Below are 22,113 nucleotides of genomic sequence, written 5' to 3' on the forward strand. Positions count from 1 at the left end.
CGGTATCCGGGCGGCGAGCCGGCCCGACCGTGCCGGGCACAGGATGTCGGGTCCGGCACAGTGGGGCTTCCCTAGCGTGGAGATCGGTAAAGGGAAGGACGGCCAGGGGTGCTGGAGCGGCTGAATCAGGCGGTGGACTACATCGAGGACCATCTCGGTGATCCCATCGACGTGGCCGAGCCGGCCCGTATCGCCATGACGTCGGAGTACCACTTCCGGCGGATGTTCTCCGCGTTGGCGGGCATCCCGCTCTCCGAGTACATCCGCCGGCGGCGGCTGACGCTCGCCGGGGCCGAGGTGCTCGGCGGGGAGCGGACGCTGCTCGATGTCGCGGTGCGGTACGGGTACGGCTCCGGCGAGGCGTTCGCGCGTGCCTTCCGCGCTGTGCACGGGGTCGGCCCCGGCGAGGCGCGGCGGACGGGTGCGGCGCTGCACTCCCAGCCCCGGATGTCCTTCCGGCTGATCGTCGAAGGGAAGAGCAGCATGCGGTACCGGGTCGTGGAGAAGGACGGGTTCAGGCTGGTGGGCAGGGGGACGCAGGTCCCGCTGGTCTACGAGGGGATGAACCCGGCGATCGTGGAGTTCGTCAGAAGTATCGGCAAGGAGACGCTGGGGCGCTGGGAGGCGTATGCGGACGGGGAGCCCGCAGGTGTCGTCGGCGTCGTCAGCAACCACTCCGCCGATGACGTGGAGGGCACCGAACTCGGTTACTTCCACGGGGTGGTGAGTGACGCGGAGGTGCCCGGGGCCTCGGAGAGCCTCGACGTCGCGTCGGGGACCTGGGCGGTGTTCGAGTCCTCGGGTGAGTTCCCGGCGGCGGTCCAGTACCTCTGGCGGGACGTGTACACGCAGTGGTTCCCGTCGAACCCGTACCGGAGCCGGCCCGGTCCGTCGCTCTCGCGTACGCGGGTGTCCGAGGACGGTACGCACGCGGACGCGGAGTTGTGGATTCCGGTGGAGCGGGTGGGCGGCTGAACCGGGGCCGAGGCCACCTCCGGCCGGCGGTGGCCTCGGCACCGGGAGCGTCACGCGGAGGCGGCGGCGACGCAGAACTCGTTGCCCTCCGGGTCCGCCATCACCACATGGTGCCCGTCGAACGTCTCCAGGGCGGTTCCGCCCGCCCGAACCAGGCGGGCGGACTCCGCCTTGAGCCGCGCCCATCGCTCGGCGGGGCTGCCGTGCCCCGGCACTCGGACGTCGATGTGCAGCCGGTTCTTCGCCGTCTTGGGCTCGGGGACCTTGAGGATGGACAGACTGGGGCCGACGCCGTCCGGGTCGCAGAGCCACGCGCTGTCGTCCACGGAGTCGTCCTCCGGCAGGTCGAAGGACGCGAACCACTCCTCGCGCGTTCTGAAGGGAGCCGGCGGTGGCGTGTCGACATAGCCGAGGGCCGTCTTCCAGAAGACGGCAAGGGCCTGTGCGTCCGCACAGTCGAGCGTCAGGGTGATTTTGGCTGCCATGGGGCGACCGTACTGCGCGCCTCTGACAGTCGCCCGGCCGGAGGCGGCCGCGGATTGCCCGGAAATCCGAGCGTACGCCGTGGAGTTGTGGGCAGGCGGTGGAGCAGAGACGCGTCGCGGGCAACCCGATGGCCCGCGCCACGCGTCTCTCCATGTTCCCGGCCCGTGACGGCGCCGGGAACCGCTACCCGTTTCATCAGCTGGAGAACGTCTTGACGAACAATGAGCACGACAAGTCAGACCTGCATCCCGAGGCGCCGTGGTGGGCGAGCCTGGGCCCCGTGGGGGCCGTCCTCCTCATCGTCGTCGGGATCGGCTGGGGGCTGTGGATGTTCCTGGGCTCCGGTGACGTGGACGTGCCGGTGGTCGGCATTCAGATGGGCAAAGTCATCGCCATCGGGCTGGTGATCCTCGGCGTAACCGTCATGGAACGCTTCCGCAGCCGTCGTTCGCGTGCGACCGAGGCAGAGGGCCGGCAGGACAGCTGAGCCTCCACGTGTAACAGGAATGTATTAGGCGGTGGTTGAGCGGAACGGTCCATCGTGCCGGGCCGCTCCTGGTGGTCAGAACGGCTCGCTCGTACCGACCCGTACGAGCGGCCCGCACCCCCCACCGATACTGAGGAAGAAACGATGCGCGTTCACAAGCTCACCTTCGCAGCCCTGGCCGTTGTCGCGGGTCTCTCGCTCACGGCCTGCCAGAACGATGACGACGGCACGGGACAGACCGCCCCGTCGTCCGCGTCGTCCGCGTCATCCTCGTCCTCCTCGGGCGGTGGTTCCGGCTCGGGCAGTTCGGACCAGGGCGGCGGGAAGGACTCCGCCGGGTCGGGCTCCGGCGGGAAGAGTACGACGGGCGGGACCGGCTCCGACGAGAACGGCAAGGCCGGCAAGTGCCGCACCGACGGGCTGGAGATCACGGCGAAGGACGACTTCATCGACGGCGACCCTGACGGTACCGTCGTGGTGGAGCTGAAGAACCGCAGCGGTGGGGACTGCTCGATCGCCGGGTTCGCGGGCGTCGACCTGAAGACCAACGCGGGGTCGCTGTCCGCCACGCGCAGGGGCGAGCCCGCGGACCCGTACATCCTCAAGAACGGGGAGCTGACGGCCTTCGCCATCGACTATCCGCTCAACGAGTCGGGCGGCTCCGGCGTCCGCGTCACGGGGCTGGTGGTGACCCCGCCGGACGAGACGAAGTCGGTCACCCTCGACTGGCCGGGCTCCGGCTCGCTCCCCGTCACGGACGGCAGCGGCTCCCCGGTGAAGGTCGGCCCGATCGGAAGCGCCGGCCAGGGCGGCTGACCGTACGGGTCAGTACATCCAGGGACTGTTCGGCCGAGGGACTGTTTGGCCCAGGGGCCGTTCGGCTCAGGGACTGCCGACGCGGAGGAGGGGCCCCGCGAGCTTTCCGCGGGGCCCCTCCTCCGTGACGTCGGGCATGACCGGGCAGGGCCCGGCATGACCCGGCAGGGCTACTTCTTGAAGCCGTAGTCCATGAGCTTCTTCGCGTCCGCGGTCCGGGTGGACTCGGACGTGGCCGTCAGGACCGTACCGATGACCGTCTTGCCCTTGCGGGTCGCGGCGAAGACCAGGCAGTACTTGGCAGCCGGGCCGGAGCCCGTCTTCACACCGATCGCGCCGCTGTAGGAGCCCAGCAGCTTGTTGGTGTTCGTCCACGACATGTAGCGGTAGCCGCCGCTCTTCGTCGTGACCTTCTGCTTCGTCGACTTGGTCTTCACGACCGTGCGGAACGTGGAGTACTTCATCGCGCTGCTCGCGAGCTTCGTCAGATCGCGCGGGGTCGAGTAGTTGGACCCGTTCCCTATGCCGTCGAACGAGTCGAAGTGGGTGTTCTTCAGCCCGAGCGTCTTCGCGGTGCTGTTCATCTTGCCGATGAACGACTTCACCCGGGCCGCACGCGTGGAGCCGGAGCCGAACTTGTCGGCCAGCGCGTACGCGGCGTCGCAGCCGGACGGCAGCATCAGGCCGTACAGCAGCTGGCCGACCGTGACCTTGTCGCCCACGATGAGGCGGGCCGAGGACGCGCCCTTGGAGACGATGTAGTCGCTGTACGCCTTCTGGACCGTGACCTTGGATTTCAGGTTCAGGCCCTTCTGGGCCAGCACCACCCGGGCGGTCATGATCTTCGTGGTCGAGCCGGTCGAACGGCGGGTGTCCGCGGCCTTGGTGAAGAGGGACTTCCCGGTGCCGTTGTTCATCACGAAGCCGCCCTTGGCGACGATCGTCGGCGGTTTCGGCGCGGCGGCCTGTGCCGTGGAGGCGAACGCACCGCCCGCGATGACGGCACCCGCGGTGAGGGCGACCGTAGCGGTGGCCGATACGCGCCTTATGCCCTTAATGCCGATATTCAAGTTGAACGCTCCAAATGCCCCTGGAATGCGGCCACATGAGGGTGCCGCGCGCTGATGAGACCGATCAGCCCGGTGAATGGTTGTGGCGCACGAGGGGTGATTTTTTATGACATCCGGGGGCGGGCGCTCCCAGTGCCGGGCGAGGGGCGTGGGCAGGGCGCGCGCGTCCGCATACTGGAACGGTTCCGTCATGCGTACATGTTGTATCTATGCTGTGCGCATGCCAGCCTCCGCCCCAGCTCCGTCCCCCGTCCGCCCGCCCGTGAAGCGGCCCCCGGCCGCCGAGCGCGTCTACACCCACATCAAGGAAGCGGTCCTGGACCGCCGGTACGAGGGCGGGACGCTCCTCACCGAGGGCGACCTCGCGGACGCCGTGGGGGTCTCCCGCACACCCGTGCGCGAGGCGCTGCTGCGGCTGGAGGTGGAGGGGCTGATCAAGCTCTATCCCAAGAAGGGCGCCCTGGTGCTCGCCGTCTCCGCGCAGGAGATCGCGGACGTCGTGGAGACGCGGCTGCTCGTCGAGGAGTTCGCCGTGCGCCGGGCCGTGCCCGCGTCGGCGAAGCTGATCGCCCGGCTGGAGGAACTGCTGGAGGAGCAGCGGCAGATGTCGGAGGCGGGCGATCTGGCGGCCGTCTCGGTGAAGGACCGCTGCTTCCACGCCGAGATCGTCCGGCACGCCGGGAACGAGATCCTGTCCCGCCTCTACGACCAGCTGCGCGACCGCCAGCTGCGGATGGGCGTCGCCGTCATGGAGGCCCACCCCGGCAGGATCGCCGCCAACATCGCCGAGCACGGCGAGCTGCTGGAGGCGATCAGGGCCGGTGACGCGGAAGGGGCAGCGCACGTCGTGCGCCGTCATGTGAGCCGGGTCAAGGTGCTGGTCAGGGGTGAGGAACGGTGAGTTCCGCCGCCTCCCCCACCCTGTCCCTGCCCGGCGATCCGCCCGGCGGCCGGCGTGCCGCCCGGGTCTGGGGCATCGGCGTCGCCGTCTACTTCGTCGCCATCATCTTCCGGACCAGCCTGGGCGTCGCCGGGCTCGACGCCGCCGACCGGTTCCACGTCAACGCCTCGGCGCTCTCCACCTTCTCCATCCTTCAGCTGCTGGTCTACGCGGGCATGCAGATACCCGTCGGCCTGATGGTGGACCGGCTGGGCACCAAGAAGGTGCTCACCATCGGCGCCGTCCTGTTCACCCTCGGGCAGCTCGGCTTCGCGCTCTCCCCCTCGTACGGTGCCGCGCTGGCCTCCCGCGCCCTGCTGGGCTGTGGCGACGCGATGACGTTCATCAGCGTGCTGCGGCTGGGGGCGCGCTGGTTCCCGGCCCGGCGCGGGCCGATGATCGGGCAGGTCGCCGCGCTCTTCGGGATGGCGGGCAACCTCGTCTCGACGCTGGTGATCGCCCGCTCCCTGCACGGCCTCGGCTGGACCACCACCTTCGTCGGCAGCTCGCTGGCCGGGGTCGTGGTGCTGGTCCTGCTGCTCCTCTTCCTGAAGGACCACCCCGAGGGGCACGCGCCGCCGCCCGCCGAGCACGCCGGCGGGGCGTACGTGCGCGAGCAGATCGCCGCCGCCTGGCGGGAACCCGGCACCCGGCTCGGGATGTGGGTGCACTTCACCACGCAGTTCCCGGCCATGGTGTTCCTGCTGCTGTGGGGGATGCCGTTCCTGGTCGAGGCGCAGGGGCTGAGCCGGGGGACCGCGGGGGAGCTGCTCACCCTGGTCGTGCTCTCCAACATGGCCGTCGGCCTCGTCTACGGGCAGATCATCGCCCGCCACCACGCGGCCCGCGTCCCGCTCGCACTGGGCACGGTCGCGATGACGGCGCTGCTGTGGGCGTCGGCGATCCTGCACCCCGGGGACCACGCGCCGATGTGGCTGCTGGTCACGCTGTGCGTGGTGCTCGGCGCCTGTGGACCAGCGTCGATGATCGGCTTCGACTTCGCCCGCCCGGCCAATCCGCCGGAGCGCCAGGGCACCGCGTCGGGGATCGTCAACATGGGCGGCTTCGTCGCCTCGATGACCACGCTCTTCGCCGTCGGCGTGCTGCTGGACGCGACCGGCGACAACTACCGCATCGCGTTCGCCTCGGTCTTCGTCCTGGAGGCGCTCGGGGTCGTGCAGATCCTGCGGCTGCGGTCCAGGGCCGCGCACCGGGAGCGCGAACACCATGTGATCAGCCGGGTGGAGGCCGTGCACGTACCCGCGTAACCGTGGAAACGGCGGCACGTCCGTGGAAACGGCGGCGTATCCGTGGAAACGGCGGCGCGCCCGTCCCCCTTCGCGGTGCGCGGGGCGGGCGTCGCCGGTTGCCGTGTCTACGGGGTGACGGCGAAGTTCTGCAGGATGGCGGCGGCCAGCTCCTGGTCGCCCTCGGCCTTGATGCCGTCCGCGACCGCGCTCGCCCGCACCCGGCCGCAGGCCAGCCGTACGTACGTCTCCCAGTCCATCGCCAGCGTCACCGCGGGGCCCAGCGACGGCGCGCCGTCCACCGAACCGTGGCCCTCCGCGTCGACCCGGACGGTGCGCAGGAACTCCACCGGTCCGTGCACGTCCAGCACGACCGCCGAGTTGGGCGGTGCGCCCGCGTCCTTGGCGACCACCTTCGGCAGCGCGTCCAGCAGGGCGTCCCGGACGATCACGGCACCGGGGGAGTCCAGATTGCCGGGCTTCCCCAGCGTCGTACGCAGATCCTGCTCGTGCACCCAGACGTCGAAGGCGCGCATCCGCAGCGCCAGTTCGAGGGTCTGCTCGGCGCCGAGCGGCGCCCGCGTCATGGTCTCCGGGTCACGCGTCTCGTTGCGCAGCTGACGGGCCCGGCGGATGATCGTGTACTCCAGCTCGGAGGTCATCTCCGGTGCGGTGTGGTGGCGCCGCACATCGACCTGCATCTCCATGTAGCGGGCGAAGTCGTTCTGCACATGGTAGAGATCGCGCGGCAGCGTGTGGATGGGGCGCGGGTCGCCGAGCTGCTCGCACTCCATGCCGATGATGTGCGACACGATGTCACGCACCGACCAGTTGGGACATGGAGTACGGGCGTTCCACTCCCCCTCGGTGAGCGGGTTCACCAGCTCGGCTATCGACTCGATGGAATGGGTCCAGGCGTCGGCGTAGGTCTGGAGGCTGGGATGGACGGTCACGGGACCCCTCGTGCGGTTCTGCGGTGCATGGGCTGGAGAACTGGGCGCGGACGGCGGGCTGCGAGCTGCAGAGGTTCGGTCGGTCCAAGTTACGCTGCGAGCAGGCACCCCGGCAGTGCTTTCGTGTGACGATCGTAGGCCCGTGTTGACGGCTCATATGCCAGGACGGTGGTAGTGTGCGCGCCTCTCTCATCCAGATCGCAGTAGACCCGGACGAATCCGTCGATGCACGCAGGGAGCGAGCGGCTTCGCTGGTCGCGGCCCAGCGGGGTGCGGATCTGGTGGTCCTGCCCGAGCTCTGGCCGGTCGGAGCCTTCGCCTACACGGAGTTCGAGGACGAGGCCGAACCGCTGTCGGGCCCCACCCACGCGGTGATGGCCAGGGCCGCCGCCGATGCCGGGGTCTGGCTGCACGCCGGCTCCTTCGTCGAGCGGGCCGACGACGGCACGCTCTACAACACCACGCTCGTTTTCACCCCCGAGGGTGAGCGGGCCGCCGCGTACCGCAAGATCCACCGCTTCGGCTTCGACAAGGGCGAGGCGGTCATGATGGGCGCCGGCGACGAGCTGGTCACGCTCGCCCTGCCGCAGACCACGATCGGCCTCGCCACCTGCTACGACCTGCGCTTCCCGGAGATGTTCCGCGGGCTGGTCGACGCGGGCGCCGAGACCCTGGTCGTCGCGGCGGGCTGGCCCGAGCGCCGCCGCGCCCACTGGACGCTGCTCGCCCAGGCGCGGGCCGTCGAGAACCAGGCGTACGTGCTGGCCGTCGGATGCGCCGGTGCCCACGCCGGAGTCCCGCAGGCCGGGCACAGCATCGTCGTCGACCCCTGGGGCGAGGTGCTCGCCGAGGCGGGCGCGGACGAGGAGGTGCTGAGCGTGGAGTTCGACCCGTCGCGGGTCGCCGCCACCCGTGAGCAGTTCCCGGCCCTCAAGGACCGCCGCCTGGGACTCGCGCCGCCGGCCGTCCGCCGCTAGGGCCCGTTCGTAGGGACCGGTGCCTGTTTCACGTGAAACAGGCACCGCCGCCGCTCAGTCCTCGTGCTCCTTCTCCGCGAGCACGATGACGCACACCGCCACCGCGATCAGCAGCGCCGTGTCGGCGTCCTCCCGCACGATATCGATCCCGTACGTGTCCCGGATGGTCAGCCAGCGGCGCGAGATCTGGGCCAGCAGCTCCCCGTCGTACTCCACCGCGAACTCGCGGTCCAGGATCTTGCCGCTGACGTCGAGTTCGGTGCCGTCCACCAGCGACACCCGGTAGTGGTTGCGCAGCAGCGACAGGCGTTTCCGCTTGACCTTGGCCAGCTGTTCGCCGTCCCGCTCGATCAGCATCGTGTCGCGCAGGCTGATCAGCTTCTGCTTGATCTCGACGACGATCCGGCCCTGGGTGTCCTTCAGCTCGAAGGTGTCACGCACCCGCATGGCCTTGCCGTCGACGAGGAAGACCTTTCGGCCGTCCGCGTCCTCGATCCAGTAGTCGTCGCCGATGCCGAACACACGCTCACGTACGAGAAGTCTCATGGCTCACAGGTTCCCCGAGGTACCTGTGGAATGCGTGGACGCCACGGTGATGTTGACTGTTGACATGGCAACACGTGCGCGCGTCAGGGCCCCCGAACTGATCGGCAAGGGCGGCTGGCTCAATACAGGCGACCAGCAGTACACCCTCGCTGACCTGCGAGGACGCATTGTGATCTTGGATTTCTGGACGTTCTGCTGTGTGAACTGCCTGCATGTCCTCGATGAGCTGCGCGAGCTGGAGGAGAAGCACCGCGACACCGTGGTGATCATCGGCGTCCACTCGCCGAAGTTCGTCCATGAGGCGGAGCACCAGGCCGTGGTCGACGCCGTCGAGCGGTACGAGGTGCACCACCCGGTGCTGGACGATCCCGAGCTCGCCACCTGGAAGCAGTACGCCGTACGCGCCTGGCCGACGCTCGTCGTCGTCGACCCCGAGGGCTATGTCGTCGCCCAGCACGCGGGCGAGGGCCACGCCCACGCCATCGAGAAGCTGGTCGGGGAGCTGGAGGCCGAGCACGCCGCGAAGGGCACCCTGCGACGCGGCGACGGGCCGTATGTGGCGCCCGAGCCGGTCGCGACGCATCTGCGGTTCCCCGGGAAGGCGCTGCCGCTGGCCGACGGCGGCTTCCTGGTCTCCGACACCACCCGGCACCGGCTGGTCGAGCTGGACGCGGACGGCGAGAGCGTCCGCCGCCACTTCGGCACCGGCGACCGCGGGTTCACCGACGGCGGGCCCGAGGAGGTCCGGTTCAGCGAACCGCAGGGGCTGGCGGTACTGCCCGACGGGCGGATCGCCGTCGCCGACACGGTGAACCACGCGATCCGCGCGCTCGACCTCACCACCGGTGCGACGACCACCCTCGCGGGCAGCGGCCGCCAGTGGTGGCAGGGGGCGCCGACCAGCGGCGCGGGCCGCGAGGTCGACCTCTCCTCGCCGTGGGACGTCGCCTGGTTCGGCGGCAGGCTCTGGATCGCCATGGCGGGCGTGCACCAGCTGTGGACGTACGAACCCGCCGACGGCACCGTCCAGGTCGCGGCCGGCACCACGAACGAGGGCCTGGTCGACGGTCCGGGCGACGAGGCCTGGTTCGCCCAGCCGTCCGGGCTCGCCGCCACCCCTGACCGGCTCTGGGTCGCCGACTCGGAGACGTCCGCGCTGCGCTACGTAGACCTGGAGGGCGCCGTCCACACCGCCGTGGGCACCGGACTCTTCGACTTCGGCCACCGCGACGGGGCCGCCGGCCAGGCGCTGCTCCAGCACCCGCTGGGCGTCACCGCGCTGCCCGACGGGTCCGTCGCCGTCTGCGACACGTACAACCACGCCCTGCGCCGCTACGACCCGGCGAGCGGTGAGGTCACCACGCTCGCCACGGATCTGCGCGAGCCCAGCGACGCCGTGCTGGTGGACGGCGATCTCGTGGTCGTCGAGTCCGCCCGGCACCGGCTGACCAGGCTGCGGCTGCCCGAGGAAGCGGTACGCGTCACCGATCAGGCGCACCGCACCCAGCGCACCGCCACCGAGATCGCCCCGGGCACACTCCGGCTCGACATCGTCTTCCAGGCGCCCGCCGGCCAGAAGCTGGACACCCGGTACGGGCCCTCGACCCGGCTGCTGGTCTCCTCGACCCCGCCGGAGCTGCTGGCCGGGGGCGAGGGCGCGGGCACCGATCTGTTCCGCGATCTGGTCCTCGCGGACGGGGTGACCGAGGGCGTCCTGCACGTCTCGGCGATGGCCGCGTCCTGCGACGACGATCCCGCGAACGAGTACCCGGCCTGCCATGTCCACCAACAGGACTGGGGCGTCCCCGTCCGCGTCGGCGCGGAGGGGACGCCCCGGCTGCCGCTCGTGCTCGCGGGGATGGACGAGCAGAGCTGACAGCGGTCCGGAGGGGACGGGGACGAGCGGCTCAGAAGTCGTCGGCGCCGTTGCGCAGCTCGTACGTCCAGTAGCCGGTCTTGTACTTCGCCGGGTCGACGGCGATGCCCTCGGCACCGGGTGCCCGCACGGCGACCTGGCCGTCGCCGCCCTGGAGCCACACGGCGAACGCGGTCACGGGCTCGACGTCCTCGTCGGCGCCGCCGTCCGACAGCTTCACCAGCGCGTACGCCGGTGCGCCGGCGTCGAGCACGATGCGGGCCTCCGGCTTGCTCTTGGCGACCGACGGGATGTTCTGCTTGTGGCTCTCCAGGAACTGGATCTCCGGGAAGCCCTTCATCTCGCACTTGTGGCCCGAGGTGTTCTTCGCCGTCAGGACGAGGTGCGTGTAGGGCGGGCCGTCCTGGGTGGCGGCGCTGATCCTGACGTCCTTGGTGGTGCAGAGCGGGGTGCTCGCGGAGCCGGTGGTGCCCTTCGCCGTACCGCCGCCGGTGCTGCCGCCCGTTCCGCTGCCTGCGGTGGTGCCGCCCTTGGCGGTCGCGGGGGTCTTGGCGGCGGCGTCGACCTTGGTGGCGGTGCCGTCCTCGGACTTGGCGGCGGACGCCGGTGCGGAGTCGCTCGCCGGGCCCTCCGCCCTGGTGCCGGTGTCACTGCCGCCGCAGGCGGTGAGCGCCAGGGCGAGTACGGCGGTGGTCGTGGCGGCCAGGGCCGTGGTGCGGTAGCGGAAGGCAGACATGTGGTTTCCCCCGTGCGGACGGTAAGGCGAGGGACCGGCGCGTTGGTGAGTCGCGCCCGCCCTGCTGACAACCATGAGTCTTCCGGGTGCCGCTCACGTTCCGCTGTCGTGCGGCTAACGTCCCGCTGACGCCGCTCACCGGGTGGTCACCCGCCGGTCAGCCGCCGGTCACCCGTCGTCGGTGAGCCGCCGCACCGCCTGTTCGTACCGCCGCACGTACTGCGTCCCCGACGCCACCCGCAACAGCGCCTCCAGCGACCGCACCGCGCCCTCGTCGTACCCGGCGCGCTCCGCCTCCCCGGCTGCCAGGTCCAGCAGCCGGATGCCCTCGTCCTCCGTGCCGAGGGCCAGGTGCGCCTCGCCGCTGACGGTCAGCAGGAGCACGCGACGGGCGGCCTCCTCGTGCTCGGGGCCCAGATCGAACGCGGTCCGGGCGGAGTCCAGCGCGTCCCGCGGCCGGCCGGCCGAGAGCTGCATCCGGGCGAGGTGCTGGAGGGCGAGCATCTCGGTGTGCGCGTCGCGCTCCTTCCTGGCCAGCGCGAGGGCCTGCCCACAGCTCTCCAGCGCCTCCTCAGGACCGCCCTGTTCGGTGTGGACGATCGCCAGGTTGATCAGGGCCGTCGCCTCGCCGAGCCGGTCCCCGGCCCGCCGGGCCAGACCGGGCGAGGGCTTCAGCATCGCCTCGGCCTCGGCGGTCCTGCCCTCCTCCGAGAGCACCCAGCCCAGCAGATTGCGCACCCGCGACTCGGCGTACGGGTCGCTCCGCGCGATCGCCGCGTCCAGCGCCAGTTGCAGCACCGGGGCCCAGCCGTCCCGTGCCCGCCACACCACATGGGGCCACTGGAGCAGGATGATCCGCCAGGCGCGGTCGTCGAGACCGGCGGCGCGGGCGGCCGCGGCCGCCAGGAACAGGTCCTCGCGCTCGGCGGCCAGCCAGCCCATCGCCTCGGCCCGGTCGGTGAAATCCCTTACGGCGGTCGGCCGCCGGTAGCCCTCCGGCAGGACGAAGCAGGGCTCGCCGCCCGGTTCGGCCGTGTCGGCGGCGGCGAGCGCGGTCGCGATGCAGTGGTCCAGGACGCCGAGGAGGGCGTCGGGCCCGGACGCGGGATCGAGGCCGCGGGCGTAGAGGCGCACCAGATCGTGCAGCACCCAGCGCCCTGGACTCGTCTCGCCGACGAGGTGGGCGGCGGCGAGCCGCTCCAGCGCCGCCGCGGCGACGACCGGGTCGCTGCCCGCGAGCGCGGCGACGGTGTACGGGTCGAAGTGGCTGCCGGGGTGGTGGCCGAGCCGGGCGAAGTGGTGGACGGCGTCCGGCGGCAGTTGCTGCACGGTCAGCCGCAGCGCGGCGGAGACCCCGGTGTCCTCCACGTCGAGATACGCCAGCCGGCTGCGCTCGTCGGCCAGTTCGTCGGCCGTCCCGGCGAGCGTCCGGTGCGGGCGGCCCGCCAGCCGGGCCGCCGTGACCCGCAGGGCGAGCGGCAGCCCGCCGCACAGCTCGGCCAGCCGGCGAGCCGCCACCGGTTCGGCGAGCACCCGCTCCTCACCGAGCACCCCGGCCAGCAGGGCGGCGCAGTCCGGCGGTTCGAGCACGTCCAGCGGCACCGGACGGGCGGCGTCCGAGGCGATGAGGCCGCCCAGCCGGTGCCTGCTGGTGACCAGAGTGACGCAGTCGGTGCCGCCCGGCAGCAGCGGCCTGACCTGGGCCGAGTCGCGGGCGTTGTCGAGGACGACGAGCAGGCTGCGCCGGTCGGTCAGCGAGCGGAACAGCGCGGCGGCGCCCTGCGCGGACTCCGGGACCCGGCGGGGCGCGACGCCGAGCGCGAGCAGGAACTCGCGCAGGACCTCCAGCGGTGTCGGCTCCCCCGTGTCGCCGAACCCGCGCAGATCGGCGAAGAGCCGGCCGTCCGGGAACGCGGCGGGGGAGCGGCGCGCCCAGTGCAGGGCCAGCGCGGTCTTGCCCACCCCGGCCGGTCCGGTCACCAGGCAGACGGGCGCCTCACCGGCCGCGGCCCGGGAGAGCGCGGCCAGCTCGGCCGCCCGGCCCTGGAAGCCGCGGGGGGCGCGGGGCAGCAGATCGGCGGGGTGGGAGTCGCCGCTCCCGCTGCCGCCCGACGCACCGGCACCGGTGCCGCCCGGCACAACGGCCCCGGCACCGTCCCCGGCCGTCGCCGTCGCCCCCGCCGTCGCCGTGCCCGGTTCGGGTTCCGGGTCGCCGCGGAGGATCTGCGCGTACGCGTCCGCCAGTTCACGTCCGGGGTCGATGCCCAGCTCGTCGGCGAGCAGCCGCCGCGTGCGGTGGAACCAGTCCAGCGCCTCCGACTGGCGCCCCGACCGGTGCAGCGCCGTCATCAGGGCCGCCGCCAGCGACTCCCGCATCGGATGGGCCACCGCCTCGGCCCGCAGCACCGCCGCAGCCCGGTGGTGTTCGCCCAGCACGGCGTAGGCGCAGCCCAGTTGCTCCACCGTCGTGAGCCGGGACTCCTCCAGCGCGTGCGCGGCCGCCTGGAGCGGTGCGCTGGGGTACGTACCGGTCAGCGCCGGCCCCTCCCACAGCGACAGGGCCTCCTTCAGCATCAGCACGCTGTCGGCCGGGCTGCGCTGCTCCCGTGCCAGCATCAGCAGTTCCTCGAACCGCTGGGAGTCCAGCAGGGTCTCCGGCACCCGCAGTACGTACGCGTCGCCGAGCGTCGCCAGCTCGACCCCGTACGCCTCCGCGTCCGCGCCCGTCAGCAGGGCACGCAGCCGGGACACATGGCCCTGGACGACCGTGCGGGCGTGCAGGGGAGGGGCGTCGTCCCACAGACAGTCCGTCAGCCGGGCCACGGACACGGGGGTGTTGGCGCGCAGCAGCAGGGCGGCGAGCAGGCTGCGGCGTTTGGCGGGGCCGAGTGGAAGCGGCCCGGTCAGCGTGTCGACGCAGACGGTGCCGAGCAGCCGGAACTCCACGAGCGGCTCCCCTTCCGGGCATGACGCGCCCGGTGCCGGGTCACGGACAAGGTCCCAGAATATCGGGCTTGTCCAGTGGGCGGGGAGGGGGTGCGCCCGGCCCGGCGGGCGCACCCGGCAGGATCACAGGTGGCGTTCGTCCTCGGAAACCACTGTGGTGGGGGACATGACCATGCGGCGGCGCCGCATGACGCTCGCGTAGACGAAGACGCCGATGATGCCGACGATCATCATGATCCAGCCGACCATGTCAACGTTGACGCTGTCCATTTTCCAGTCGGTCGCGAACGCCAGTACCGCCCCCGCACCGATGAGAATGATGCATCCTCCGAGTCCCATGAGTTCCGCCTCCTCGACGGCCCGGAAGCTCCGAGCCGTGTACCGAGCGGGTACCCGGCCCGGCCACGACCATGTGTGCGGTGGGCGGTCGGCGTCCGGGTCAGCCCGCGAGGAACGACGCCAGCGCGGTCGCCAGCAGATGCGGGTCGTCGGCGCCGCACAGCTCACGGGCACTGTGCATCGACAGGATGGCCACGCCGATGTCGACGGTCTGGATGCCGTGCCGGGCGGCGGTGATCGGGCCGATCGTGGTGCCGCACGGCATCGAGTTGTTGGAGACGAACGTCTGCCACGGCACGCCCGCCTTCTCGCACGCCGACGCGAACACGGCCCGGCCGCTGCCGTCGGTCGCGTACCGCATGTTGACGTTGACCTTGAGGATCGGTCCGCCGTTGACGACCGGGTGGTGCGTCGGGTCGTGCCGCTCGCCGTAGTTGGGGTGGATCGCGTGGCCGGTGTCGGAGGAGAGGCAGACGGTGCCGGCGAAGGCGCGGGCGCGGTCCTCGTACGTACCGCCGCGGGCGAACACCGAACGCTCCAGGACCGTGCCGAGCAGCGGTCCGTCCGCGCCGGTGTCGGACTGTGAGCCGTTCTCCTCGTGGTCGAAGGCGGCCAGCACCGGGATGTACGGGATCTCCGCGTCGGGCTGTCCCGCGACGGCGGCGAGCGCCGCGACCGCCGCGTGTACCGAGAGCAGGTTGTCCATCCGGGGCCCGGCCACCAGCTCGCGGTCACGGCCCAGGTAGGACGGCGCCTCGACGGGGTGCGGCATCAGGTCCCAGCCGGTGATGTCCTCGGCGTCGACGCCCGCCTCCTCGGCGACGAACCGGATGAGGTCGCCCTCCGCCACGTCGCCGAGGCCCCAGATCGGCTGCATGTGCTTCTGGCGGTCGAGCTTGAGGCCGTCGGGGTTCGCCGTCCGGTCCAGGTGCACCGCCAGCTGCGGGACGCGCAGCAGCGGCCGGTCGATGTCGACCAGCCGGTGCGTGCCGTCGCGCAGCGAGATCCGCCCGGCGAGGCCGAGGTCCCGGTCCAGCCAGGTGTTGAGGAGCGTGCCGCCGTAGACCTCCACGGCGATCTGCCGCCAGCCGTAGGCGCCCGTGTCGGGCATGGGCTTCACGCGCAGGTTCGGCGAGTCGGTGTGCGCCCCGGCGATCCGGAACGGGGTGTGCGCCTCGGCGCCCTCGGGCACGTACCAGGCCACGATCGCGCCGCCGCGCAGGACGTACTTGCCGCCGCTGGACCCGTCCCAGGCCGCCGTCTCCTCGACCTGCCGGAAACCGGCCTTCTCCAGCCTCGACGCGGCGGCGGCCACGGCGTGGTACGGGGAGGGGCCGGCCATCAGGAAGGCCATCAGATCGTCGGTGTGCCCGCGGTCGAAGCGGTGGGAAGAACTCATGTTCTTCACTGTAACCAGGCCCGTGCACGAGAATTCACCGTCATCCCCCGGTGCGACGCGGCTATCGTCCTGGCAGCGCCGCGGAGGGCCTGTCGCCGTCCTGGGCCTGCCGGGCGCGCTCGGCGAACATGGCGGCGAGGGCCTTGACCTGATCGTCGGAGAGGGCCGATGTGCCCTGGGTGCCGGTGCTGACGCCGAGCACCGCCGTCCCGACCCGGATCTGCGTGATGGTGGCCGGCCCGCCCATCGTGCCGGTCTTCGCACGGTTGGACACGCGTTCCTGGCCCGGCTCCCCGATCGCCACCGGCACCGCGCCCACGCCGGCCCGGTCCCCGCCGTAGTACTCGGCGAGCGCGTCGTAGGCGGCGCCGGCCGTCTTCTCGTCCTTGTACGCGAGCGCCCAGAAGTTCAGCGAGGCGGCCGGGTCGGACTCGCGTACGTAGGCCGATGCGCCCCAGAAGGTGACCGGGTCGCAGGCCGTCCCGTGCTTCTTCTCCGACGTGGTCACACAGGCCGGCGGGGGCAGCTCCGGGTTCCGCGCCTCGGCCTGCGGCTTCATCGCGGTCCGCCAGCCGGGCACCGCCTTCGCGTCCGGCAGGACCGAGGCGACCTCCGCCTTCCCGAGCGCCTTCGCGGCACTGTCCCCACCTCCGTCACCGCCGCAGCCCGCGAGCAGCAGCGCCGCCGCGCCGCCCGCCATGCCCCGCACGTACCACCGCTTGCCCGGACGACTCATGCGCCGACCTCCCCCTCGGAACCGGGTCCCGATCATAGGAAGGGGCGGGGTACGGCCGCTACAGCTTGTCGATCGCCGTCAGATCGATATCGATGTCGTACGGCACCGAGAGCTTGAGCCGGTCGCGGTGGACGCCGGTGGAGGTGTAGGTCTTGCACATCGCGTCGTACTCGTACGTCCACACCGCGGGCCGGTCGTGCTCGCCGCTCATCTCGACCCGCCAGAAGTGCGGGATGCCCGCGGCCGCGTACTTGTGCGGCTTGGTGTCACGGTCGCGGTCCTCGGAGTCGGGCGAGACGACCTCGACGGCGAGCAGGATGTCGGCGGCCTGGTAGCGGGTCTGGCGAAGGCTCGTGATGGCTTCGGCCTTGACCAGGACAATGTCTGGTTCGGGGGCGGTCCTCTTGCTCAGGACGACCGCCATCTCTCGGCGGACACGCAGATCTTCTGGAACATGCACTCGCAGACCGTTGACCAGCAGGTCCATCACCAGCGTGTGAAATTCTCGCTGCGGACTCACGAAAACCAGGCTCCCGTCGATCAGCTCTGTGTGCGGCGGGAGGTCAAGCGTGAAGAATTCGTCCACGGTGTAGCCGTCCGTCGGCGGGACCGGCCACTTGGAGCCGTCCGGCTGGCGGTGCGGCGAGTCGGGCAGTGCCTCGGCAGTCATGGTTCCTCCCATGAACGGGATTCTCGGACCTGTACTCAGCGTACCCAGGCCATACGACAGCACCGCCACCCGAAAGCGTGTCCGGGTGACGGTGCGTGTTGACGATCTTGAGCGGTGAAACCTAGAACGCGGCCTCGTCCAGCTCCATCAGGGAGTTGTCGACGGACTCGGCCAGCGCGCGCTCGGCGCCGACACCGGGCAGGACGTTCGCGGCGAAGAACTTCGCGGCGGCGATCTTGCCCCGGTAGAAGGCGGCGTCCTTCGCGGCGGCGGTCGGCAGCTTCTCGGCGGCCACGGTCGCGCCCTTGAGCAGCAGGTAGCCGACGACGACATCGCCGGAGGCGAGCAGCAGGCGGGTGGTGTTCAGGCCCACCTTGTAGATGTTCTTCACGTCCTCGCCGGTCGCGGTGAGGTCGGTGATCATCGTGCCGACGATCGCCTCCAGGTCCACGGCGGCCTTGGCGAGCGAGTCCAGCGCGCCGGACAGCTCCTCGTTGCCCTGGGCGCCCGAGAGGAACTTCTTGATCTCCTCGGAGAGCGTGTTGAGCGAGGCGCCCTGGTCGCGGACGATCTTCCGGAAGAAGAAGTCCTGGCCCTGGATCGCCGTCGTGCCCTCGTACAGCGTGTCGATCTTGGCGTCACGGATGTACTGCTCGATCGGGTACTCCTGGAGGTACCCGGAGCCGCCGAACGTCTGGAGCGACTGCGCCAGCTGCTCGTACGACTTCTCCGAGCCGTAGCCCTTCACGATCGGGAGCAGCAGGTCGTTGAGGCCGTGCAGCGCCTTCGCGTCGTCGCCCGCGGCCTCCTTCTCCTGGATCGCGTCCTGGACGGAGGCGGTGTACAGCACGAGGGAGCGCATGCCCTCGGCGTACGCCTTCTGCGTCATGAGCGAGCGGCGCACGTCGGGGTGGTGCGTGATGGTGACCTTGGGGGCCGTCTTGTCCATGAACTGCGACAGGTCGGTGCCCTGGACGCGCTCCTTGGCGTACTCCAGCGCGTTCAGGTAGCCCGTCGAGAGCGCCGCGATGGCCTTCGTGCCGACCATCATGCGGGCGAACTCGATGATGCGGAACATCTGGCGGATGCCGTCGTGCTTGTCACCGATCAGCCAGCCCTTGGCGGGGTGCTGGTCGCCGAACGTCATCTCGCAGGTGTTGGACGCCTTGAGGCCCATCTTGTGCTCGACGTTCGTCGCGTACACGCCGTTGCGCTCGGCCAGTTCGCCGGTGGTCCAGTCGAAGTGGAACTTCGGGACCATGAAGAGCGAGAGGCCCTTGGTGCCCGGTCCGGCGCCCTCGGGGCGGGCCAGTACGTAGTGAATGATGTTCTCGGACATGTCGTGCTCGCCCGAGGTGATGAAGCGCTTCACGCCATCGATGTGCCAGGAGCCGTCCTCCTGCTCGACGGCCTTCGTGCGGCCCGCGCCGACGTCGGAACCGGCGTCCGGCTCGGTCAGCACCATCGTCGAGCCCCACTGCTTCTCGACGGCGATCTCGGCGATCTTCTTCTGCGCCTCGTTGCCCTCGTCGAAGAGGATGCCGGCGAAGGCCGGGCCGGAGGAGTACATCCACACGGCCGGGTTGGCGCCGAGCAGCAGCTCCGCGTAACCCCAGATCAGGGAGCGCGGGGAGGTCGTGCCGCCGATCTCCTCGGGGAGGCCGAGGCGCCAGTACTCGGAGTCCATGAAGGCCTGGTAGGACTTCTTGAAGCTTTCCGGGACCGGTGCGGTGCTGGTCTCCGGGTCGAAGACCGGGGGGTTGCGGTCGGCGTCGGCGTAGGAATCGGCGAGCTCGTTCTCCGCGAGGCGGGCGACCTCGTCGAGGATGCTCTTCGCGGTCTCGACGTCCATCTCCGCGAACGGTCCGGTGCCGTACAGCTTGTCGCGCCCGAGGACCTCGAAGAGGTTGAACTCGATGTCGCGGAGATTCGACTTGTAGTGCCCCATGGGAAGGCTCCGTAATCAATAGCAGTGGCGCGCAGCGCCCCGTGGAGGGTGAGGATCGGGCGACGGGCTCGCGGATACCGGTCTGCCGCGCGGTCGGGGACCTGGCTGGGCCCGGACGTATCAGCTGACCTCTACGATGATGCTACCCGTCAGTAATAAGACGCAACCCCTCAAGGCAGAGATGTGTCCGATTACTCTTTGTCCCATGTACGGCTACGACCAGAATCAGGGCGCACAGCAGCCGATGGGTGGCGGCTACGGCGAGCAGCCGCTGTATCCCGAACCCTCGCCGCCCTCGCTGGGCGACGCGGTACGGGCCTTCACCACCGGTTCGCTGGCCGCCGAGGACTTCCAGCAGATCTTCGCGACGTCGAAGGTCTACTGCCCGCGCGGTGACAATCCGGGCTTCCTCGCGCTGCACAACACCCAGCAGCCGGTCATTCCCATGTTCACGACGCTCAAGGAGCTGCGGCTGTACGCGGGCAAGGAGTCCAAGTACTTCGTGATCACCGGTGCCGAGGTGATCGATCTGCTGCCCACCGGCTACGGCTTCGTCCTGGACATGGAGGGCGAGCACCGCATGGTCTTCGACGCCAAGGCCGTGGAGCAGATGGTCGACTTCGCGATGCGCCGCATGTACGGCTGACCCGCCGACCCCGACTCCCCGGAAGGGGCCCGTGCCGCCGAGCGGTACGGGCCCTTTGTACTGCTCCGGGTGGTGCGGGAATGGACGCCGCCTTGCTAGATGTTCACCATTCAACTAAATTATTCACAGAACAGTCCCCGGAGGTGGCTCCCCATGCCCGCAGTAACCGTCGAAAACCCGCTGACCCTCCCCAAGGTCGCCGCCTCGGCCGAGGCCGTGGCCCGTCCCGTGCTCGCCGTGACCACGGCGCCCAGCGGGTTCGAGGGCGAGGGATTCCCCGTGCGCCGCGCGTTCGCGGGGATCAACTACAAGTACCTCGACCCGTTCATCATGATGGACCAGATGGGTGAGGTGGAGTACGCGGCAGGCGAGCCGAAGGGCACCCCCTGGCACCCGCACCGCGGCTTCGAGACCGTCACTTACCTGATCGACGGCACCTTCGTGCACCAGGACTCCAACGGTGGCGGCGGCACCATCCAGAACGGCGACACCCAGTGGATGACGGCCGGATCCGGGCTGCTCCACATCGAGGCGCCGCCGGAGTCGCTCGTCATGTCGGGCGGCCTCTTCCACGGCCTCCAGCTCTGGGTGAACCTGCCCAAGGCCGACAAGATGATGGCCCCGCGCTACCAGGACATCCGCGGCGGCCAGGTCCAGCTGCTCGCCTCCCCGGACGGCGGCGCGCTGCTCCGGGTGATCGCGGGCGAGCTCGACGGCCACGAGGGCCCCGGTGCCACCCACACCCCCATAACGATGATCCACGCCACCGTGCGCCCCGGCGCCGAGGTGACGCTGCCGTGGCGCGAGGACTTCAACGGCCTCGCGTACGTCCTCGCGGGCCGCGGCACCGTGGGTGAGGACCGCCGGCCCGTCCACATGGGCCAGACCGCCGTCTTCGGCGACGGCTCCTCACTGACCGTCCGCGCGGACGAGCAGCAGGACGGCAACACCCCGGAACTGGAGGTCGTCCTCCTCGGCGGGCGTCCCATCCGGGAGCCGATGGCGCACTACGGGCCGTTCGTCATGAACAGCCAGGCCGAACTGAAGCAGGCCTTCGAGGACTTCCAGGCAGGCCGCCTCGGCACCGTTCCCGCCGTCCACGGGATGTGAGCCGCGCCGCCGCCGTATGACGGTTCGTCACTCGTACGGCGGCGCGGGCGGGACAGCGCCCCCGCGGCGTGATCGGGTGGGAGGGTGCAGAACCGGAAGTCCCTCCTGCCCGACGGTGCGCGGCGGCTGGCCGCCTGGTGCGGTGTCGTCCTGCTGGTCGCCGGCGTCGCCGCGGTGGCCATCTGGCTGTGCGTCGCCCTCAAGACCGCCGTCACCCCCGTCCTGCTCGCGCTGCTCGGTACGGCCCTGCTCGGTCCGGTCCACCGCAGGCTGACCGCGCACGGGGTGAACCGTTCGGTGGCGGCCGGATTCACCTGCGCCCTCCTCGTCGCCGTCGTCGGCGGCGCCGGCTACATCGTGGTCACCGCGCTCATCGACACCGGCGACCAGATCGTCCAGTCGCTGAAGGACGCCGGTCAGTGGGTCGTCGACCACTTCGGGATCGCGGGCAACACGAATGTGGACGACCTGGCCAGCAACGCCAAGCAGCTCGTCGAGAAGTTCGGCGCGAGCGCCGCGGGCGGGCTGCTCACCGGCATCAGCCTGATCGGTTCCCTCGTCGCCACGAGCGTGCTCTCGCTCCTGCTGACCTTCTTCTTCCTGCGCGACTCCGACCGGGCCGCGCACCTCGCGCACTCCGTCGCCCCGCGCGGCGCGGGCGACCTGGTCGAGGCGATGGGCCGGCGGGCGTTCGAGGCCGTCGAGGGCTTCATGCGCGGTACGACGTTCATCGCGCTCATCGATGCCGTCTGCATCACGGTGGGGCTGCTGATCCTGCGCGTGCCCGGTGCGGTGGGGCTGGGCGCGCTGGTCCTGGTCGGCGCCTACATCCCGTATCTCGGGGCCTTCATCTCCGGCGCCGTGGCCGTGCTGGTGGCGCTCGCGGACCGGGGTTTCGTGATCGCGCTCTGGGCGCTCGGGGTGGTGCTCGCCGTGCAGGTGCTGGAGGGCCACATCCTCCAGCCGGTGATCCAGAGCCGTACGGTCCAGATGCACCCCGCCACGATCATGATCGCGCTGACGGCGGGCGCGAGCGTGGCGGGCCTGCTGGGGATGCTGCTCGCGGTCCCGGTGTGCGCGGCGGCCTTCGGTATCCTCGGCGAACTGCGCAACGGCCGCCTGCCCCCACCGGAGGCGACAGCCGGGGCGGACCCCTCACCGGACGCACCCTCCGCGCCACCCTCCAGCCCGTCCGGCGTTTGAGGACGGA

The 22,113-nt window shown here is 70.8% G+C and carries 21 protein-coding genes; 10 read left to right on the forward strand and 11 right to left on the reverse strand.

What is annotated here, in order from left to right:
• Positions 1-108: 108 nt before the first annotated feature.
• A complete protein-coding gene (locus ACZ6S6_RS18010; protein WP_469706184.1) occupies positions 109-975 on the forward strand; it encodes a GyrI-like domain-containing protein in 867 nt (288 codons plus the stop codon).
• 50 nt (positions 976-1,025) lie between these two features.
• On the opposite strand, the gene ACZ6S6_RS18015 is transcribed toward ACZ6S6_RS18010, so the two are convergent.
• The gene (locus ACZ6S6_RS18015; protein ID WP_469706185.1) at positions 1,026-1,460 is read right to left on the reverse strand and encodes a VOC family protein; all 435 of its coding nucleotides are present in this window, start codon (positions 1,458-1,460) and stop codon (positions 1,026-1,028) included.
• 128 nt (positions 1,461-1,588) lie between these two features.
• Here ACZ6S6_RS18015 and ACZ6S6_RS18020 point away from each other — a divergent pair, with 128 nt between their 5' ends.
• Together ACZ6S6_RS18020 and ACZ6S6_RS18025 are read left to right on the forward strand one after the other, a co-directional pair.
• On the forward strand, positions 1,589-1,948 hold the full coding sequence (locus ACZ6S6_RS18020; protein ID WP_362953363.1) for a hypothetical protein: 360 nt from the start codon (positions 1,589-1,591) through the stop codon (positions 1,946-1,948).
• A 144-nt stretch (positions 1,949-2,092) separates the two neighbouring features.
• On the forward strand, positions 2,093-2,764 hold the full coding sequence (locus ACZ6S6_RS18025; RefSeq protein ID WP_469706186.1) for a DUF4232 domain-containing protein: 672 nt from the start codon (positions 2,093-2,095) through the stop codon (positions 2,762-2,764).
• A 170-nt stretch (positions 2,765-2,934) separates the two neighbouring features.
• Here ACZ6S6_RS18025 and ACZ6S6_RS18030 read toward each other — a convergent pair whose 3' ends face one another.
• Complete coding sequence (locus tag ACZ6S6_RS18030) at positions 2,935-3,834, reverse strand: D-alanyl-D-alanine carboxypeptidase family protein (protein ID WP_469706187.1); 900 nt, start codon at positions 3,832-3,834, stop codon at positions 2,935-2,937.
• Positions 3,835-4,054: 220 nt separating this feature from the next.
• Between ACZ6S6_RS18030 and ACZ6S6_RS18035 the strand changes: the two genes are divergently transcribed.
• Together ACZ6S6_RS18035 and ACZ6S6_RS18040 are read left to right on the forward strand one after the other, a co-directional pair.
• Positions 4,055-4,735, forward strand: coding sequence for a GntR family transcriptional regulator (locus ACZ6S6_RS18035; RefSeq protein ID WP_469706188.1), 681 nt, complete (start codon positions 4,055-4,057; stop codon positions 4,733-4,735).
• On the forward strand, positions 4,732-6,042 hold the full coding sequence (locus ACZ6S6_RS18040) for an MFS transporter (protein WP_362953367.1): 1,311 nt from the start codon (positions 4,732-4,734) through the stop codon (positions 6,040-6,042). The genes ACZ6S6_RS18035 and ACZ6S6_RS18040 overlap by 4 nt, the downstream gene beginning before the upstream one ends.
• Positions 6,043-6,149: 107 nt before the next feature.
• Here the strand turns inward: ACZ6S6_RS18040 and ACZ6S6_RS18045 are convergent, their stop codons facing one another.
• Positions 6,150-6,974 (reverse strand): maleylpyruvate isomerase family mycothiol-dependent enzyme, encoded by an 825-nt coding sequence (locus ACZ6S6_RS18045; RefSeq protein WP_362953368.1) that lies wholly within the window; start codon positions 6,972-6,974, stop codon positions 6,150-6,152.
• Positions 6,975-7,150: 176 nt separating this feature from the next.
• Between ACZ6S6_RS18045 and ACZ6S6_RS18050 the strand changes: the two genes are divergently transcribed.
• Entirely contained in the window at positions 7,151-7,951 is an 801-nt protein-coding gene (locus ACZ6S6_RS18050; protein ID WP_469706189.1) for a carbon-nitrogen family hydrolase, read from the forward strand.
• A gap of 54 nt (positions 7,952-8,005) precedes the next feature.
• On the opposite strand, the gene ACZ6S6_RS18055 is transcribed toward ACZ6S6_RS18050, so the two are convergent.
• Positions 8,006-8,497: an LURP-one-related/scramblase family protein gene (locus ACZ6S6_RS18055; protein WP_469706190.1), complete on the reverse strand. Its 492-nt coding sequence runs from the start codon at positions 8,495-8,497 to the stop codon at positions 8,006-8,008.
• Between the two features lie 64 nt (positions 8,498-8,561).
• Between ACZ6S6_RS18055 and ACZ6S6_RS18060 the strand changes: the two genes are divergently transcribed.
• Positions 8,562-10,373, forward strand: a complete 1,812-nt coding sequence (locus ACZ6S6_RS18060) for an NHL domain-containing thioredoxin family protein (RefSeq protein ID WP_469706191.1) — start codon at positions 8,562-8,564, stop codon at positions 10,371-10,373.
• A gap of 31 nt (positions 10,374-10,404) precedes the next feature.
• Here the strand turns inward: ACZ6S6_RS18060 and ACZ6S6_RS18065 are convergent, their stop codons facing one another.
• The 7 genes from ACZ6S6_RS18065 to ACZ6S6_RS18095 all read right to left on the reverse strand — a co-directional run bounded on the left by ACZ6S6_RS18065 (position 10,405) and on the right by ACZ6S6_RS18095 (position 19,147).
• The gene (locus ACZ6S6_RS18065; RefSeq protein WP_469706192.1) at positions 10,405-11,109 is read right to left on the reverse strand and encodes a DUF4232 domain-containing protein; all 705 of its coding nucleotides are present in this window, start codon (positions 11,107-11,109) and stop codon (positions 10,405-10,407) included.
• A 168-nt stretch (positions 11,110-11,277) separates the two neighbouring features.
• Positions 11,278-14,055, reverse strand: a complete 2,778-nt coding sequence (locus ACZ6S6_RS18070) for an AfsR/SARP family transcriptional regulator (protein ID WP_469706193.1) — start codon at positions 14,053-14,055, stop codon at positions 11,278-11,280.
• Positions 14,056-14,178: 123 nt separating this feature from the next.
• Positions 14,179-14,394, reverse strand: coding sequence for a DUF6458 family protein (locus ACZ6S6_RS18075; protein ID WP_362953374.1), 216 nt, complete (start codon positions 14,392-14,394; stop codon positions 14,179-14,181).
• Between the two features lie 100 nt (positions 14,395-14,494).
• Complete coding sequence (locus ACZ6S6_RS18080) at positions 14,495-15,793, reverse strand: M18 family aminopeptidase (protein ID WP_469706194.1); 1,299 nt, start codon at positions 15,791-15,793, stop codon at positions 14,495-14,497.
• Positions 15,794-15,854: 61 nt separating this feature from the next.
• Positions 15,855-16,529 carry a hypothetical protein gene (locus ACZ6S6_RS18085; RefSeq protein WP_362953376.1) on the reverse strand — a complete coding sequence of 225 codons (675 nt, stop codon included), beginning with the start codon at positions 16,527-16,529 and terminating at the stop codon, positions 15,855-15,857.
• 58 nt (positions 16,530-16,587) lie between these two features.
• On the reverse strand, positions 16,588-17,199 hold the full coding sequence (locus ACZ6S6_RS18090) for a Uma2 family endonuclease (protein WP_362953377.1): 612 nt from the start codon (positions 17,197-17,199) through the stop codon (positions 16,588-16,590).
• 121 nt (positions 17,200-17,320) lie between these two features.
• A complete protein-coding gene (locus ACZ6S6_RS18095; protein ID WP_362953378.1) occupies positions 17,321-19,147 on the reverse strand; it encodes an acyl-CoA dehydrogenase in 1,827 nt (608 codons plus the stop codon).
• Between the two features lie 205 nt (positions 19,148-19,352).
• Here ACZ6S6_RS18095 and ACZ6S6_RS18100 point away from each other — a divergent pair, with 205 nt between their 5' ends.
• The 3 genes from ACZ6S6_RS18100 to ACZ6S6_RS18110 all read left to right on the forward strand — a co-directional run bounded on the left by ACZ6S6_RS18100 (position 19,353) and on the right by ACZ6S6_RS18110 (position 22,106).
• Positions 19,353-19,793: an SseB family protein gene (locus ACZ6S6_RS18100; protein WP_018522179.1), complete on the forward strand. Its 441-nt coding sequence runs from the start codon at positions 19,353-19,355 to the stop codon at positions 19,791-19,793.
• Positions 19,794-19,946: 153 nt separating this feature from the next.
• Positions 19,947-20,903, forward strand: a complete 957-nt coding sequence (locus tag ACZ6S6_RS18105) for a pirin family protein (RefSeq protein WP_362953379.1) — start codon at positions 19,947-19,949, stop codon at positions 20,901-20,903.
• 84 nt (positions 20,904-20,987) lie between these two features.
• On the forward strand, positions 20,988-22,106 hold the full coding sequence (locus ACZ6S6_RS18110) for an AI-2E family transporter (RefSeq protein ID WP_469706195.1): 1,119 nt from the start codon (positions 20,988-20,990) through the stop codon (positions 22,104-22,106).
• The last annotated feature ends 7 nt before the right edge of the window (positions 22,107-22,113 follow it).

This window comes from Streptomyces sp. NPDC048671 (assembly GCF_055587045.1).

Coding starts and splice junctions, on each gene's coding strand:
- ACZ6S6_RS18075 (WP_362953374.1), bottom strand. CDS start 14,394: ATGGGACTCGGAGGATGCATCATTCTCATCGGTGCGGGGGCGGTACTG.
- ACZ6S6_RS18095 (WP_362953378.1), bottom strand. CDS start 19,147: ATGGGGCACTACAAGTCGAATCTCCGCGACATCGAGTTCAACCTCTTC.
- ACZ6S6_RS18105 (WP_362953379.1), top strand. CDS start 19,947: ATGCCCGCAGTAACCGTCGAAAACCCGCTGACCCTCCCCAAGGTCGCC.
- ACZ6S6_RS18060 (WP_469706191.1), top strand. CDS start 8,562: ATGGCAACACGTGCGCGCGTCAGGGCCCCCGAACTGATCGGCAAGGGC.
- ACZ6S6_RS18080 (WP_469706194.1), bottom strand. CDS start 15,793: ATGAGTTCTTCCCACCGCTTCGACCGCGGGCACACCGACGATCTGATG.
- ACZ6S6_RS18065 (WP_469706192.1), bottom strand. CDS start 11,109: ATGTCTGCCTTCCGCTACCGCACCACGGCCCTGGCCGCCACGACCACC.
- ACZ6S6_RS18025 (WP_469706186.1), top strand. CDS start 2,093: ATGCGCGTTCACAAGCTCACCTTCGCAGCCCTGGCCGTTGTCGCGGGT.
- ACZ6S6_RS18090 (WP_362953377.1), bottom strand. CDS start 17,199: ATGACTGCCGAGGCACTGCCCGACTCGCCGCACCGCCAGCCGGACGGC.
- ACZ6S6_RS18100 (WP_018522179.1), top strand. CDS start 19,353: ATGTACGGCTACGACCAGAATCAGGGCGCACAGCAGCCGATGGGTGGC.
- ACZ6S6_RS18015 (WP_469706185.1), bottom strand. CDS start 1,460: ATGGCAGCCAAAATCACCCTGACGCTCGACTGTGCGGACGCACAGGCC.
- ACZ6S6_RS18020 (WP_362953363.1), top strand. CDS start 1,589: ATGGCCCGCGCCACGCGTCTCTCCATGTTCCCGGCCCGTGACGGCGCC.
- ACZ6S6_RS18085 (WP_362953376.1), bottom strand. CDS start 16,529: ATGAGTCGTCCGGGCAAGCGGTGGTACGTGCGGGGCATGGCGGGCGGC.
- ACZ6S6_RS18035 (WP_469706188.1), top strand. CDS start 4,055: ATGCCAGCCTCCGCCCCAGCTCCGTCCCCCGTCCGCCCGCCCGTGAAG.
- ACZ6S6_RS18055 (WP_469706190.1), bottom strand. CDS start 8,497: ATGAGACTTCTCGTACGTGAGCGTGTGTTCGGCATCGGCGACGACTAC.